Below are 13,330 nucleotides of genomic sequence, written 5' to 3'. Positions count from 1 at the left end.
CGTCCGCCGGTTCCGACGACCCTGGTCGCTCGCCCGACGTGCGGTGACTTACTGGGCGGCGAGCTTCTGCTTCAGCCCGTCGAATCCGGAGGTGAAGATGCCGGAAATCACTTTGCGCGATTCCTCGTCGCTGGCGCCGTTGGAGGTGTAGCGCGCCTTCCACACGACGCGCGTGCCTTTGCCCGCCGGTTCGGCCGACAGGGAGGCCGCGTAGTCCTTGACCGGCAGCGGGCTGGTCAGGATCGAGTAGCGGATGCGGTGGCTGCTGGCGGAGGAGGAGAGCAGCCGCTCCTCGATCGTGCCGCCGCCCTTGAGGGCCAGCACGCGCTCCTGCGCGCCGTCCTTCCGGCGCAGGGTGCAGCTTTCCACAGCCGGGTGCCAGGTGCCGAGGTTGCAGAAGGGGCCGATCTGCTGCCAGACCTTTTCGACCGGGTAGGGCAGGGTCGTCGATTCCGTGACCTCGACGGCCAGGGCCGGGCTGGCCAGAGCGGCCAGGGTGGCCGCGACCGCGAACAGGGTGCGCATGGGGTTCCCTCCGTTGTTCGGCTGTTCCGCGCGCATCGTTGGGCGCGCATTGAAATCCTAGCCGAGCGGGGAGGACTTGAAACTTGTACGTTGGTAGGACGAACAAGTGAAGGATCGGCAAGACAACGGCCGGTCCCGCCTGTGCGGAACCGGCCGTTCCATTTGGGAGCGAAACGAAAAGTCCTTATTCGCTCTTGGTCGTCGTCGTGCGCTCGGTGGTGGTCGACCCGCTGCCCGGCGGGGTGGTCAGGCTGGAGTTGCCGTAGTTGGGCGAGGTGGTCGTGGTGGTGGTCGTGGTGCTGGTGGACTCGTCGGTCCCGCAGGCGCTGACCAGCAGGGCCGCGCCGAAGGCCAGCGCCACACCGGACATCATGGTCCTTGACATGCTCCGTCTCCATCCTGTTTGGCGAACGATGAAGAGGAAACGCCCTCGCTCCGGCTTTGTTTCCAGGGCAAAAATCGGCCCTAAGAAAAAGGCCAGGGGTAACCCCGGCCCATCTTCATGCCCTCTTCCGGCTTTTCGGCTTCGCTTTCAGGTAGGGAGCCAGATACTGGCCGGTGTAACTCCGCTTGACCTTCACCACGTCTTCCGGGGTGCCCTCCGCGACGATCTCGCCGCCGCCGGTGCCGCCTTCGGGGCCGAGGTCGATGATCCAGTCGGCGGTCTTGATGACCTCCAGATTGTGCTCGATCACCAGCACCGTGTTGCCCTGGTCGACCAGCGCGTGGAGCACCTCCATCAGCTTCTCGACGTCGGCGAAATGCAGGCCGGTGGTCGGTTCGTCGAGGATGTACAGGGTGCGGCCGGTGGCGCGGCGGCTCAGTTCCTTGGACAGCTTCACCCGCTGCGCCTCGCCGCCCGACAGCGTCGTGGCGGGCTGGCCGATGTGGATGTAGCCGAGACCCACCCGCTCCAGGGTCTCCAGCTTGTCACGGATGCCGGGCACCGCCTTGAAGAACTCCTTGCCCTCCTCGACGGTCATGTCGAGCACGTCGGCGATGGTCTTGTCGCGGTAGGTGACTTCCAGCGTCTCACGGTTGTAGCGCTTGCCATGGCAGACGTCGCAGGTGACGTAGACGTCGGGCAGGAAGTGCATCTCGATCTTGATGACGCCGTCGCCCTGGCACGCCTCGCAACGCCCGCCCTTGACGTTGAAGGAGAAGCGGCCGGGGCCGTAGCCGCGGGCCTTGGCCTCCGGCAGGCCGGCGAACCAGTCGCGGATCGGGGTGAAGGCGCCGGTGTAGGTCGCCGGGTTGGAGCGCGGGGTGCGGCCGATCGGCGACTGGTCGATGTCGATGACCTTGTCGAGATGCTCCAGCCCCAGCAGCTCGTCATGCTCCGCCGGATGCTCGCGCGCGCCCATCAGCTTGCGCGCAACCGCCTTGTAGAGCGTCTCGATGATCAGGGTGGACTTGCCGCCGCCCGACACGCCGGTCACGCAGGTGAAGGTGCCCATCGGGATGCGCGCCGAGACGTTCTGAAGATTGTTGGCGCGCGCGCCCTTCACCTCCAGGAACTGGCCCTTGTGGCCGGGGCGCCGCTGGTCCGGCACCGGCACGAAGCGGGTGCCGTTGAGGAACTGGGCGGTGACGCTGTCCGGATTGGCCTGAACCTCCGCCGGGGTGCCCTGGGCGATCACGGTGCCGCCGTGCTGGCCGGCGCCGGGGCCCATGTCCACCAGATAGTCGGCAGTGCGGATGGCGTCCTCGTCATGCTCCACCACGATCACGGTGTTGCCGAGGTCGCGCAGCCGCTTCAGCGTCGCCAACAGCCGGTCGTTGTCGCGCTGGTGCAGGCCGATCGACGGCTCGTCGAGCACGTAGAGCACGCCGGTCAGGCCGGACCCGATCTGCGAGGCGAGGCGGATGCGCTGGCTCTCGCCGCCGGACAGCGAGCCGGAGCCGCGGCTGAGCGTCAGGTACTCCAGCCCCACCGCGTTGAGGAAGCCCAGCCGCTCGTTGATCTCCTTGAGGATGCGGTAGGCGATCTCCTTGTCCTTCGGGCGCAGATGGTCGTTCAGCGTGCTGAACCACGTCGCCGCGTCGGCGATGGACATCTCCGCCGCCTGGGAGATGTGCTGGCCGTGCACCTTGACGGCCAGCGCCTCCGGCTTCAGGCGGGCGCCCTTGCAGGTCTCGCAGGGCTGGGAGGACTGGTACTTGGACAGCTCCTCCCGCATGTAGGCGCTTTCCGTCTCGCGGTAGCGGCGCTCCAGGTTGTTGACGATGCCCTCGAAGGCCTTGTTCGTCTGGTAGCTGCGCAGCCCGTCGTCGTAGGTCATCGTGATCGGCGCGCCGTCGGAGCCGTAGAGGATGGTCTGGCGGACCTTCTCCGGCAGCTTTTCCCACGGCGTGTCCATGGCGACGCCGAAATGCTGGGCGATGCTCTCCAGCGTCTGCACGTAATACTGGGAGGAGGAGCCGGCCCAGGGGGCGATGGCGCCCTTCTTCAGCGACAGCCGCTCGTCCGGGACGACCAGCATGGGGTCGAAGTAGATCTTGCTGCCCAGCCCGTCGCAGGCTGGGCAGGCGCCGAACGGGTTGTTGAAGGAGAACAGCCGCGGCTCGATCTCCGGAATCGTGAAGCCGGACACCGGGCAGGCGAATTTCTGCGAGAAGACGGTCTGCTCGTGCGACTCGGCGTCCTCGACGAAGACGATCCCGTCGGCGAGGCCGAGCGCCGTCTCCAGCGAATCGGCGAGCCGGTTGCCCAGCCCCTCGCGCACGACGATGCGGTCCACCACCACGTCGATGTCGTGCTTCAGCTTCTTGTTGAGCGCCGGGACCTCGTCGATCTCATGCATCGTGCCGTCGACGCGCACGCGCTGGAAGCCGCGCTTGCGGAGGTCCTGGATTTCCTTCTTGTACTCGCCCTTGCGGCCGCGGATGAGCGGCGCCAGCAGCAGCAGGCGCGTGCCCTCCGGCATCGCCAGGATGCGGTCGACCATCTGGCTGACCGTCTGGCTTTCGATGGGCAGGCCGGTGGCCGGGGAGTAGGGGATGCCGACCCGCGCCCACAGCAGGCGCATGTAGTCGTAGATCTCCGTCACCGTGCCGACGGTGGAGCGCGGATTCTTCGAGGTCGTCTTCTGCTCGATCGAGATGGCCGGCGACAGCCCCTCGATCGAGTCGACGTCCGGCTTCTGCATCAGTTCCAGGAACTGGCGCGCGTAGGCCGACAGGCTCTCGACGTAGCGCCGCTGGCCTTCCGCGTAGATCGTGTCGAACGCCAGCGATGACTTGCCCGATCCCGACAAGCCGGTGATGACGATCAGCTCGTCCCGAGGCAGATCGACATCGACGTTCTTGAGGTTGTGCTCCCGCGCGCCGCGGACACTGATGTGCTTGTTCATGGAGTGTTCTTAGCCGAAACCGGAGGGGAAGGGAAGGCGCCAAAAAAGCTCCGAAAGCCCGGACAGATATGTGCTACGCGCAGGCGTTTGCCACCGGCGCGCGTTCCTTTCCGGCCGCGTGGGACGCAGGGGCGGGATGCAGGAACCTCGGGGAGGGGGCGGAGAGGCGCCGGGGAGACGATGATGGGGAGCCACCAAGGAATCGGTTGGCGACACGGACTCTCTCTGCTATGTTTGTTCATGGAGTGTTCTCTTCCGCGCGGGCCGGGCGGGTTGATCCGGGCGGAAGGGGCGAAGCGCTCCGGCGGCGGCGGTTGACCCGTGCCTGTCCCCCGTGCTTTGTGAAGCGCAAGGCGGGGGCGGGCATGGACCGGACCACGGATCAAACCGGCCCTGCGAACAGACACCCCCGGTATCCGGACGCCCTTCCGCCGGGCGCCCGAACGGGTCGGATGGGATACCGGGAACCCGCGCTAGGAGACACGTGCGATGAATGTATGGACGTTTACGGGGCGCCTCGGCGCGGACGGCGAGCTTCGCTCCACGCAGAGCGGTGAAAAGGTCCTGGGTTTCCGCGTCGCCAACGACGTCGGGTTCGGCGACCGCAAGACCACCCAGTGGGTGGACTGCTCCATCTGGGGCCGCCGCGCGGAGGCTCTGGCGCCGCACCTGACCAAGGGCAAGGCCGTGGTGATCTCCGGCGAGGTGACGATCCGCGAGTTCGAGAAGCGCGACGGCACCCGTGGCGCCGGCCTCTCGGTGCGTGTTGCCGAGATCGACTTCACCGGCGGTCGTGAAGGCGAAGGCGGCGGTGGTGGCGGTTACGGCGGCGGCGGTGGCGGCGGTTACGAGTCGCGTGGCGGCGGCGGCGGTGGCTACGGCGGCGGCGGCAGCGGCGGTGGCGGCTACGGTGGCGGCGGTGGCGGCCGCAGCGGCGGTGGTGCTCCGCCAAAGCACGACGACCTGGACGACGAAATCCCGTTCTGACCACCCGGATGATCGTGAGGGAGGGGGCTTTCCCCCTCCCGTCCTCTACCGGCCGCAGGCTTGTCTTCGCATGACCTGCGCAGGCCGGGCTTGACGGGGGATGCCCGCCAACCGAGATTCCACGGCGAGCGTCCGTCGTGATCGAGGAGCAGCCATGGCCCCCCAGCGCCGTCACATCCTGCGTGCCCTTGCCGCCGTCGCGGTCGGTGGTGGCGCCGCGACCCTGTCCGGTCCCGCCGCGGCGTTCCGCGTGATTCCGAACGACGATCTGAAGGGTGTGCTGGACGAGGGCTGCTGCGCCACCGCCTATCATCGCCGGATGATCGACGAAGCGGTTCAGGCGGCCGGCGTCTCGCTGACGGAGGAGCAGCGCAACACGCTGCTTTCCCAGATGTCCTGTCCGACCTGCCGTTGCCCGCTCAACCAGATCGACAATCCCGCGGCCGGCCTGCGCTTCTGAGGGGCCTTCGGGGCTCTTCACGACGCCGGGCGCGCCCGGCAACCACGTCCTCCGGCAACCAAGTCCATCAGCCCGCGCGGGATGCGTGTGCGGTCACCCCAGCGCACGACGATCCCGGCGGCGCGGCAATCCGCCGCCAGTTCCCGGCCATTCTCGTAGCGGTGCTGGTCGAGCAGCGGCCAGCCGTCCAGCCTGCGGCAATCGAACGGGCGCCCGTCGAGGAAGTCCCGGAACCCGTCGAAGAAGCGTGGATGCAGGACCACCGGCTTCGCCTCCCGCCAGGAGCGCGCCGTAGAAGCGGTTGTTGGTCACCCCGCTCATTGAAGTGATCCCGGACTGGCGCCTGGAGGAGTGTCCAGAACGGCCCGGCCCAACCGGTCGAGCAAACTCGCCGTCGCGACCGGGCCATGCAGGGCGGCGAGCCGGTCCACCGATTCGACCATCATCGCCCAGGCGACCAGCCGGTCCGGCACGCCCTCGTTCCGTCCCTCGGTCCACAGCGAGCGCACCAGGTCCAGCGCCGCCTCGAATCCCGCCGGACCGTCCGGCGCATCCCCATCCTTGATCATCATCCCCCCGTTGCCGCGTGTCGCCAAACAACTTTGGGGATATGTAACGTTATATCATAACCGTTGAAAGCCCAAAGGACGCCCGCCGGCCAGACCTTGCGGCCCCGTCATGGGGCTCTTCGCAGGGTCTGGCCGAAGGAGGGATCAGCGCGGGGCGGTGGCGCGGTTCCAGTTGGTGGCGTCCGCCGGATTGCCGGGAAGGGGAGCCAGAGCCGGAGACATCGCGGCGGGGGTGGCGAACAGGGCGTCGAACTCATCCGCCGTCATGCCGGTGAGAACGAGGGCCTGCCGCTCTTCCGAATAGCGCAGCTGCCCGGAGTCCAGCGTCACGTGGCGTTTCACCGGATGGACCGGCGCGCCGCTCGCCACCACGAGCTGGACCGGTTCGCGGGCCGTGGTGAGGACGACATCCTCCACCGCCCCCAGAATACGGTTCTCGGGAATGGATTGCACCGTCAGCCCGACCAGTTCCAGGGGTGACATCTGCGCCATGGGCCGTTGCGTGGCGCCGGTCTCAGCGCAGGCGCCGAGCGCGGCCAGGACGCAGACGGCGAGCAGCCGGGTGGCGGGGCGGGGGGTGAAGCGTCGATGGTTCATGCGTGGCTCCTCCGTCGCGTGGGCAAGGCTATAACGCGGCAGCGGAGCGGAGGGGCAGCGGACCGGAACGGAAAAGGGCGCGGCCAGCCGCGGCCACGCCCCTTGCGCCATCAGGTCCTCATGCCCGCGGTACCTCCTTCGGACAGGATTACCGGTCAGGTGAAGACATAGTCGCGGCCGGACACCAGCCCAACCGAGTCCACCGTCAGCGACGACCCGTCCCGGAAGCCGAAGGCCGTGCTGGTGGCGGTGGTGGAGACGGTCAGGTCGGCGGCGGAGAAGCCGCGGAACTCGATGCGGTCGATCCCCGCTTCGAAATAGCTGATGTCGTCGGTGCCGAAGCCGCCCGGCGCCACGTCGAAGCGGAAGATGTCCGTCGCGCCGTCGCGGTAGCTGACCATATGGTCGTTGCCGGCGCCGGGCAGGAAGACGTCGGACCCGTCGTCGCGCAGCGTGTCGATCAGCCAATCGTCGCCGGTTCCACCAACCAAGGTGTCGTCGCCGCGCCCGCCCTTCACCGTGTCGTTGCCCGACCCGCCGTCCAGCCAGTCGTTGCCGGCCCCGCCGAACAGCTGGTCGCCGCCCTGGCGCCCGTACATGTGGTCGTTGCCCGGATCGCCGGCGTAGGGATCGCCCAGCCAGTCATTCCCAGCTCCACCATCAAGCGTGTCGTTGCCGAGACCTCCGGAGAGCGAATCATTTCCTCCATTGCCATAGACCGTGTCAGCGGAATCGGTGCCGAGGTAGCGTTCGGCGGCGTTGGTGCCCGAAAACCTAGCCATGGTTGGCCCTCCTCAATGATTAACAAATAGTTAACATCAAGGTGAGGGGAGAGAAAGGTAAAAAAACACTTAACGCATTGGTGCCAATTTTTGCCACGGCCCCTTCAGCGTTGTTGCTCATGTGTTTCGGTGTTGTTTTCAGATTCGAATCTTCGACTTCGGGCAGCCGGAACCCGGACAAGGAAAAGGCCGACGCCCTGCGGCATCGGCCTTTCTTGAAACGACTCTCACGCGGATTGCGTCGTGTCCGGCGCCTTACGCCTGGGTCGGCGACGGCATACCGGGAACCGGCTGATCGGCCGGGGGCGGCATTTCCGGAGGGGTGTCGGGATTCGCGGGAACCGGGTAGGGGTCCGGTGTGGTCGGACGGTCCGGCTGCGGGGTGTTCGGGTTGCTCGGGGGCGGCACCTCGGTGGGCCGTTCCGGCGTCATGGGATCGCTCATGCGGATGGCTCTCTGTGGTTGATAAGGTGTGGGCGGGCGCGTCACTCGGCGGCGCGTTCGACGGCCCGGCCGCCGGCCTGGACGTCCTGCCCGGCCCCTTCGATCGTGTTGCAGCCGACGAGCAGCGCGGCGAAGGTCAGGACGAAGCTGGCGAGGGCGATCTGGCGGACGGGGAACGGCATGGAGCGGCTCATGATCCCGAACTCCTCAGTGGATGCTGTTGCTTCGTCAACGCGCCGCCGCAGGCGTTGGTTCCGGCCCATTCGGCGGATTTGCAACAGGGCGGAAGGACAATAAGCCGCCACTTGACGTGGTACGCCGCACGGTCAAGATGGCCGGTTCCGCCACGGCGGTGACAACCGTACATAAGCGACCGACACCCCGATCATGCCTGACCACGCGATTCCCGCCCCTCTCCTGGCCGACCGTCTGCGCACCCATGCCGGTGAATTGCTGCGGCTGGCCGCCCCGGTCATCGTCTCGCGCGCCGGGTTGGTCGTCATGATGGCGGTGGATACGGCCATCGTCGGCCGCTACAGCGCGCAGGAACTGGCCTATTACGGGCTGGCCCATCTGCCGGCGAACCTGCTGGTCACCACCGGCGTGGGGCTGATGATGGGCGTGGTGGCGGTGACCGCCCATGCGCTGGGCGCGGGGCAGGACGCGGAGTGCGGGCGCATCTGGCGCCGGGCGATTCCCTACGCGCTGCTGCTCGGCATCCTCTTCGCCCTGGCCTCGCTGGCCGGGGAGCCCTTCTTCCGCCTGACCGGCCAGTCCGCGGATCTCGCCGCGGGCGGCGGACAGGTGATGGCGGTGCTCGGCTACGGCATGCCGGGCATGATGCTGTACGTCGCCACCGGCTTCTTCCTGGAGGGGCTGAAGAGGCCCATACCGGGCATGGTGGCGATGATCCTCGGCAATCTCCTGAACGCGCTGCTCGCCTGGATGCTGGTCTGGGGGCATGGCGGATTTCCGGCCCTGGGGGCGGTCGGCTCGGCCTGGGCGACCACGGCGGTGCGCTGGGGGATGGGCCTCGGCCTTGTCTTCTACGCCTGGCACATGAGCGACCACGCCCGCTGGGCGGTGCGCGACCCGGTCCGCGACTGGTGGAGCGGCAGCCGCAGACAGCGCCATCTCGGCTACGCCGCCGGGGTCAGCCTGGGCGTGGAAAGCGGCGCCTTCGCCACGCTGGGCCTGTTCGCCGGGATGATCTCGCCGCTGGCGCTCGGTGCCTACACGGTCGGGCTGAACCTGACGGCGCTGCCCTTCATGGCGGCGGTCGGGCTGGCCTCGGCCACGGCGGTGCGGGTGGGGGTGGCCTATGGTCGGCGCGACCCGCTGGACATGGCGCTGGCCGGCTGGACGGGGCTGGCGGTGACCAGCCTGATCCTGGCCGGAGTCGGGGTGCTCTACCGCTGGATGCCGGAGCCGCTGGCGGCGATCTACAGCGCCGACCCCCAGCTGATCGCCGCGGTGGCGCCGCTGATCGCCTTCACCGCCTGGGTTCTGGTGGCGGACGGCGGGCAGGTGGTCATGGCGAACGCTCTGCGCGGGCGCGGCGACGCTTGGGTTCCCACCGCGCTGCACTTCATCTCCTACGCGGTGGTGATGATTCCGGTGTCGGCCTTGCTCGCCTTCGGGTTGGAGCGCGGCGCGCGTGGTCTTTTTGAGGGAATTTTGATCGCCAGTGTGGTATCCGTGACCATCCTTTCGCTGCGCTTCGCGCTGTTGAGCCGCCCTCGTCCTGCAAAGGCCGGAGGCCATTGACCTGCAAAGGCCAGAAATCGTGGGACTGCCGGAGCGTTGTGTGCACATGCGAAAGCTGATAGGAATTCTTATATTACATGCAGCGGCCCGAAGGGCCGTGCGGACGTGCCCCGTTGAACCTTAAGTCCCGTTGAACCTTAAGTGTTGACCTTGAGCGTTGAACAGCAAGCGTTGAACACCGAGCATCGCCGCAGCCCGTAGAATGAGTTTGTCTCCTTGAGCACGACGCCCCTTCCTCCCGCCTCCGACATCGCGCCGGTCACCATCGAAGACGAGATGCGCCGGTCCTATCTCGATTACGCGATGAGCGTGATCGTGAGCCGCGCTCTGCCCGACGTCCGCGACGGGCTGAAGCCGGTGCACCGCCGCATCCTCTACGCGATGAAGGAGGGCGGGTACGATTCGACCAAGCCCTACAAGAAGTCGGCGCGCATCGTCGGCGACGTGATGGGTAAATACCACCCGCACGGCGACAGCGCGATCTACGACGCCATGGTCCGCATGGCGCAGGACTTCTCGATGCGCCTGCCGCTGATCGACGGGCAGGGCAACTTCGGCTCGATGGACGGCGACCCGCCCGCGGCCATGCGCTACACCGAGGCGCGGCTGGCCAAGGCGGCGGAGGCGCTGCTCGACGACATCGACAAGGACACCGTCGATTTCCAGGCCAACTACGACGATTCGGGCAAGGAGCCCACGGTCGTCCCGGCGCGCTTCCCCAACCTGCTGGTCAACGGTGCGGGCGGCATCGCCGTCGGCATGGCGACCAACATCCCGACCCACAATCTGGGGGAGGTGGTGGACGCCTGCTGCGCCTACATCGACAACAACGACGTCACGCTCGAAGAGCTGATCGAGATCGTGCCCGGTCCGGATTTCCCGACGGGCGGCATGATCCTCGGCCGGTCGGGCGTCCGCTCGGCCCTGATGACCGGGCGCGGTTCCGTCATCATCCGCGCCAAGACCGACATCGAGGAGGTGCGCAAGGACCGCCTCGCCATCGTGGCGACGGAGATCCCGTATCAGGTCAACAAGTCCAAGCTGATGGAGCGCATCGGCGAGGTCGTCAACGACAAGACGATCGAGGGCATCGCCGACCTGCGCGACGAATCGGACCGCGACGGTGTGCGCGTGGTGATCGAGCTGAAACGCGACGCCGTGCCCGACGTGGTGCTGGCCCAGCTCTTCCGCCACACCCAGCTCCAGACCTCCTTCGGCGTCAACATGCTGGCGCTGAACGGCGGCCGTCCGGAGCTGATGGACCTGAAGGCCATCATCGCGGCGTTCGTCCGGTTCCGTGAGCAGGTCATCACCCGGCGCACCGAGTTCCTGCTGGGAAAGGCGCGCGAGCGCGCCCACACCTTGGTCGGTCTGGCCGTCGCCGTCGCCAATCTGGACGCCATGATCGCGCTGATCCGCAGCGCCCCGGACCCCGTCTGGGCGCGCGAGCAGATGATGGAGCGCGAGTGGCCGGCCATGGACGTCGCCCCGCTGATCGCGCTGATCGACGAGCCGGGCCGCGGCGTGTCGGAGAACGGCACCTACCGCCTGTCGGAGGAGCAGGCCCGCGCCATCCTCGACTTGCGCCTGCACCGCCTGACCGGGCTGGAACGCGACCGGATCGGCGCCGAGCTGAAGGACGTCACCGACCAGATCGCTGACTACCTGGAGACTCTGGCCAACCGCGCGAAGCTGCTGGGCATCCTCCGCGACGAGCTGGTGGAGATGAAGGAGCGGTTCGGCACCCCGCGCCGTACCGAGATCCAGGAGCTGGAGTTCGAGGCCGACATCGAGGACCTGATCCAGCGCGAGGACATGGTCGTCACGGTCAGCCAGTCCGGCTACGTGAAGCGCGTGCCGCTGTCCACCTACCGCGCGCAGAAGCGCGGCGGCAAGGGGCGATCGGGCATGTCGATGAAGGCGGAGGACGCGGTCAGCGACCTGTTCGTCGCCAACACCCACACGCCGCTGCTGCTCTTCTCGTCGCGCGGCATGGTCTACAAGCTGAAGGTCTACCGCCTGCCGCTGGGCAACCCGCAGGCACGCGGCAAGGCCTTCGTGAACCTGCTGCCGCTGATCGACGGCGAGACCATCACCACCGTCCTGCCGCTGCCCGAGGACGAGGCCGTGTGGGCGGACCTGCACGTGGTCTTCGCCACCTCGAAGGGCAACGTGCGGCGCAACCGCCTGTCGGATTTCGCCAACATCCGCTCCAACGGCCTGATTGCCATGAAGCTGGAGGAGGAAGGCGAGCGTCTGATCGCCGTCCGCACCTGCTCCGAGGCCGATGACGTCCTGCTGGCCACCGGCGGCGGCAAGTGCATCCGCTTCGAGGTCGCCGACGTCCGCGTCTTCGCCGGCCGCACCTCGACCGGCGTGCGCGGCATCCGTCTGGCCGACGGCGACGAGGTCATTTCGATGACCACGCTCCACCACGTCGAGTCCTCGCCCGAGGAGCGCGCCGCCTTCCTGAAGCGCAAGCGCGAGGAAGGCATCGACATGGAGGGCGAGGCGGCGCCGGAGGCCGACGAGGTGCCGACCGAGGCCGTCATGCTCAGCGCCGAGCGCTACGAGGAACTGAAGGGTCTTGAACAGTATGTGCTGACCGTGACCGAGCGTGGCTACGGCAAGCGGACCTCCTCCTACGAGTACCGGGTGACCGGCCGCGGCGGCCAGGGCATCTGGAACATGGAAATGGGCGAGCGCAACGGCTCCATCGTCGCGGCCTTCCCGGTGGAGGACTCGCATCAGGTAATGATGGTGACCAACGGCGGTCAGGTCATCCGCATGCCGATCCACGACGTGCGCATCGCGGGCCGCAAGACGCTGGGCGTCACGCTGTTCCGCGTCGGTGCGGACGAGCGCGTGGTGTCCGTCGCGTCCATCGCCGAGGACGAGGACACCAACGGGAACGGGACCAACGGCAACGGTGGCGATCCGAACGGCGGCGGGACGGCTTCCGTGGAGGATGCGGCTGGGAACGAGGCCGCTCCTGGCGACACGCCCGGTGACACGATCGAATAAAAAGAGGCGGAAGGTACTCCCATGGCCAAGCGTCGCATCGGTGTCTATCCCGGCACCTTCGACCCGATCACCAACGGGCACATGGACATCATCCAGCGGGCTTCGCGCCTCGTCGATCATCTGATCGTCGGCGTCGCCCGCAACGCCGGCAAAGGCCCGCTCTTCTCGACGGACGAGCGGGTGGCGATGGTCCGGGAAGACGTGATCGCCCTGAACAACGCCGGGGCCAGCATCGAGGTGCGGGCCTTCGACACGCTGCTGATGCATTTTGCGGTGGAGGTGAACGCCACCGTGATCATCCGTGGCCTGCGGGCGGTCTCCGACTTCGAGTACGAGTTTCAGATGGCGGGCATGAATGCCCGCCTGAACCCGAAGATCGAGACCATGTTCCTGATGGCCTCGGAAAAGAGCCAGTTCATCTCGTCGCGCTTCGTCAAGGAGATCGGGCGTCTGGGCGGCGACATCCGCGGCTTCGTCAGCGGCCGGGTGGCCGAGCATCTGGCCGAGCGCTTCGCCCTGGAGGCCGGGAACGGCGATGCCAGCAAGCAGGTGCAGACCCTCAAACAGTGACGGCGCCGGGGTTGCGGCGGAGAGCGAAATTTTTGTGCGCTCCGCCCAACCCCGCTGTTGACGGGGGAGTCACCGCCCCCTATGTTGCGCCCCGCATCGGCAACGGTCCGTATGCCTCTGTGATCCGGTAGCTCAGTCGGTAGAGCACGTGACTTTTAATCATGTGGCCGTGGGTTCGAATCCCACCCGGATCACCATTCCCCTCAATGGGTTAGCGCAAGCTTGAACCCCTGATTTTGCCCCGGTTTGCAA

At 67.3% G+C, this 13,330-nt stretch carries 14 protein-coding genes and 1 tRNA gene; 6 read left to right on the top strand and 9 right to left on the bottom strand.

Features of this window, described 5'->3' with window-relative positions:
- Window positions 1–48: 48 nt before the first annotated feature.
- The 3 genes from ACFPMG_RS16415 to uvrA form a co-directional block, all read right to left on the bottom strand.
- A complete protein-coding gene (locus ACFPMG_RS16415) occupies window positions 49–525 on the bottom strand; it encodes an SRPBCC family protein (protein ID WP_376996231.1) in 477 nt (158 codons plus the stop codon).
- A gap of 184 nt (window positions 526–709) precedes the next feature.
- On the bottom strand, window positions 710–910 hold the full coding sequence (locus tag ACFPMG_RS16410; RefSeq protein WP_376996230.1) for a hypothetical protein: 201 nt from the start codon (window positions 908–910) through the stop codon (window positions 710–712).
- A gap of 115 nt (window positions 911–1,025) precedes the next feature.
- Window positions 1,026–3,878: an excinuclease ABC subunit UvrA gene (uvrA, locus tag ACFPMG_RS16405; protein ID WP_376996229.1), complete on the bottom strand. Its 2,853-nt coding sequence runs from the start codon at window positions 3,876–3,878 to the stop codon at window positions 1,026–1,028.
- A 489-nt stretch (window positions 3,879–4,367) separates the two neighbouring features.
- Here uvrA and ACFPMG_RS16400 point away from each other — a divergent pair, with 489 nt between their 5' ends.
- Both ACFPMG_RS16400 and ACFPMG_RS16395 read left to right on the top strand, forming a co-directional pair.
- Window positions 4,368–4,865 (top strand): single-stranded DNA-binding protein, encoded by a 498-nt coding sequence (locus ACFPMG_RS16400; protein WP_376996228.1) that lies wholly within the window; start codon window positions 4,368–4,370, stop codon window positions 4,863–4,865.
- A 154-nt stretch (window positions 4,866–5,019) separates the two neighbouring features.
- Window positions 5,020–5,325: a hypothetical protein gene (locus ACFPMG_RS16395; protein ID WP_376996227.1), complete on the top strand. Its 306-nt coding sequence runs from the start codon at window positions 5,020–5,022 to the stop codon at window positions 5,323–5,325.
- Between the two features lie 17 nt (window positions 5,326–5,342).
- Here ACFPMG_RS16395 and ACFPMG_RS16390 read toward each other — a convergent pair whose 3' ends face one another.
- The 6 genes from ACFPMG_RS16390 to ACFPMG_RS16365 form a co-directional block, all read right to left on the bottom strand.
- Entirely contained in the window at window positions 5,343–5,588 is a 246-nt protein-coding gene (locus tag ACFPMG_RS16390) for a hypothetical protein (protein WP_376996226.1), read from the bottom strand.
- A 54-nt stretch (window positions 5,589–5,642) separates the two neighbouring features.
- Window positions 5,643–5,897: a hypothetical protein gene (locus ACFPMG_RS16385; protein ID WP_376996225.1), complete on the bottom strand. Its 255-nt coding sequence runs from the start codon at window positions 5,895–5,897 to the stop codon at window positions 5,643–5,645.
- Window positions 5,898–6,038: 141 nt separating this feature from the next.
- Window positions 6,039–6,491 carry a hypothetical protein gene (locus tag ACFPMG_RS16380; protein ID WP_376996224.1) on the bottom strand — a complete coding sequence of 151 codons (453 nt, stop codon included), beginning with the start codon at window positions 6,489–6,491 and terminating at the stop codon, window positions 6,039–6,041.
- Window positions 6,492–6,646: 155 nt separating this feature from the next.
- Window positions 6,647–7,273 carry a calcium-binding protein gene (locus ACFPMG_RS16375; protein ID WP_376996223.1) on the bottom strand — a complete coding sequence of 209 codons (627 nt, stop codon included), beginning with the start codon at window positions 7,271–7,273 and terminating at the stop codon, window positions 6,647–6,649.
- A 255-nt stretch (window positions 7,274–7,528) separates the two neighbouring features.
- Window positions 7,529–7,717 (bottom strand): hypothetical protein, encoded by a 189-nt coding sequence (locus ACFPMG_RS16370; protein WP_376996222.1) that lies wholly within the window; start codon window positions 7,715–7,717, stop codon window positions 7,529–7,531.
- Window positions 7,718–7,758: 41 nt separating this feature from the next.
- A complete protein-coding gene (locus tag ACFPMG_RS16365; RefSeq protein WP_014197259.1) occupies window positions 7,759–7,911 on the bottom strand; it encodes an entericidin A/B family lipoprotein in 153 nt (50 codons plus the stop codon).
- 193 nt (window positions 7,912–8,104) lie between these two features.
- On the opposite strand from ACFPMG_RS16365, the gene ACFPMG_RS16360 reads away from it, so the two are divergent.
- From ACFPMG_RS16360 to ACFPMG_RS16345, 4 genes are all read left to right on the top strand, one after another.
- Window positions 8,105–9,484 carry an MATE family efflux transporter gene (locus tag ACFPMG_RS16360; RefSeq protein ID WP_376996221.1) on the top strand — a complete coding sequence of 460 codons (1,380 nt, stop codon included), beginning with the start codon at window positions 8,105–8,107 and terminating at the stop codon, window positions 9,482–9,484.
- A 216-nt stretch (window positions 9,485–9,700) separates the two neighbouring features.
- Window positions 9,701–12,508, top strand: coding sequence for a DNA gyrase subunit A (gene gyrA / locus ACFPMG_RS16355; protein WP_376996220.1), 2,808 nt, complete (start codon window positions 9,701–9,703; stop codon window positions 12,506–12,508).
- A gap of 21 nt (window positions 12,509–12,529) precedes the next feature.
- Entirely contained in the window at window positions 12,530–13,078 is a 549-nt protein-coding gene (gene coaD / locus ACFPMG_RS16350) for a pantetheine-phosphate adenylyltransferase (RefSeq protein ID WP_376996219.1), read from the top strand.
- A 121-nt stretch (window positions 13,079–13,199) separates the two neighbouring features.
- Window positions 13,200–13,275: transfer RNA gene (locus ACFPMG_RS16345), tRNA-Lys, on the top strand.
- Window positions 13,276–13,330: the final 55 nt, after the last annotated feature.

It is taken from the genome of Azospirillum himalayense, from assembly GCF_042657465.1.
Lineage (GTDB): Bacteria > Pseudomonadota > Alphaproteobacteria > Azospirillales > Azospirillaceae > Azospirillum > Azospirillum himalayense.
This window is presented reverse-complemented; position numbering and strand designations above follow the sequence as displayed.

What these genes read in the sequence shown, in the direction of transcription:
- ACFPMG_RS16415 (WP_376996231.1), bottom strand. Translation starts at nt 525, where the DNA reads ATGCGCACCCTGTTCGCGGTCGCGGCCACCCTGGCCGCTCTGGCCAGC.
- ACFPMG_RS16410 (WP_376996230.1), bottom strand. Translation starts at nt 910, where the DNA reads ATGTCAAGGACCATGATGTCCGGTGTGGCGCTGGCCTTCGGCGCGGCC.
- uvrA (WP_376996229.1), bottom strand. Translation starts at nt 3,878, where the DNA reads ATGAACAAGCACATCAGTGTCCGCGGCGCGCGGGAGCACAACCTCAAG.
- ACFPMG_RS16400 (WP_376996228.1), top strand. Translation starts at nt 4,368, where the DNA reads ATGAATGTATGGACGTTTACGGGGCGCCTCGGCGCGGACGGCGAGCTT.
- ACFPMG_RS16395 (WP_376996227.1), top strand. Translation starts at nt 5,020, where the DNA reads ATGGCCCCCCAGCGCCGTCACATCCTGCGTGCCCTTGCCGCCGTCGCG.
- ACFPMG_RS16385 (WP_376996225.1), bottom strand. Translation starts at nt 5,897, where the DNA reads ATGATGATCAAGGATGGGGATGCGCCGGACGGTCCGGCGGGATTCGAG.
- ACFPMG_RS16380 (WP_376996224.1), bottom strand. Translation starts at nt 6,491, where the DNA reads ATGAACCATCGACGCTTCACCCCCCGCCCCGCCACCCGGCTGCTCGCC.
- ACFPMG_RS16375 (WP_376996223.1), bottom strand. Translation starts at nt 7,273, where the DNA reads ATGGCTAGGTTTTCGGGCACCAACGCCGCCGAACGCTACCTCGGCACC.
- ACFPMG_RS16370 (WP_376996222.1), bottom strand. Translation starts at nt 7,717, where the DNA reads ATGAGCGATCCCATGACGCCGGAACGGCCCACCGAGGTGCCGCCCCCG.
- ACFPMG_RS16365 (WP_014197259.1), bottom strand. Translation starts at nt 7,911, where the DNA reads ATGAGCCGCTCCATGCCGTTCCCCGTCCGCCAGATCGCCCTCGCCAGC.
- ACFPMG_RS16360 (WP_376996221.1), top strand. Translation starts at nt 8,105, where the DNA reads ATGCCTGACCACGCGATTCCCGCCCCTCTCCTGGCCGACCGTCTGCGC.
- coaD (WP_376996219.1), top strand. Translation starts at nt 12,530, where the DNA reads ATGGCCAAGCGTCGCATCGGTGTCTATCCCGGCACCTTCGACCCGATC.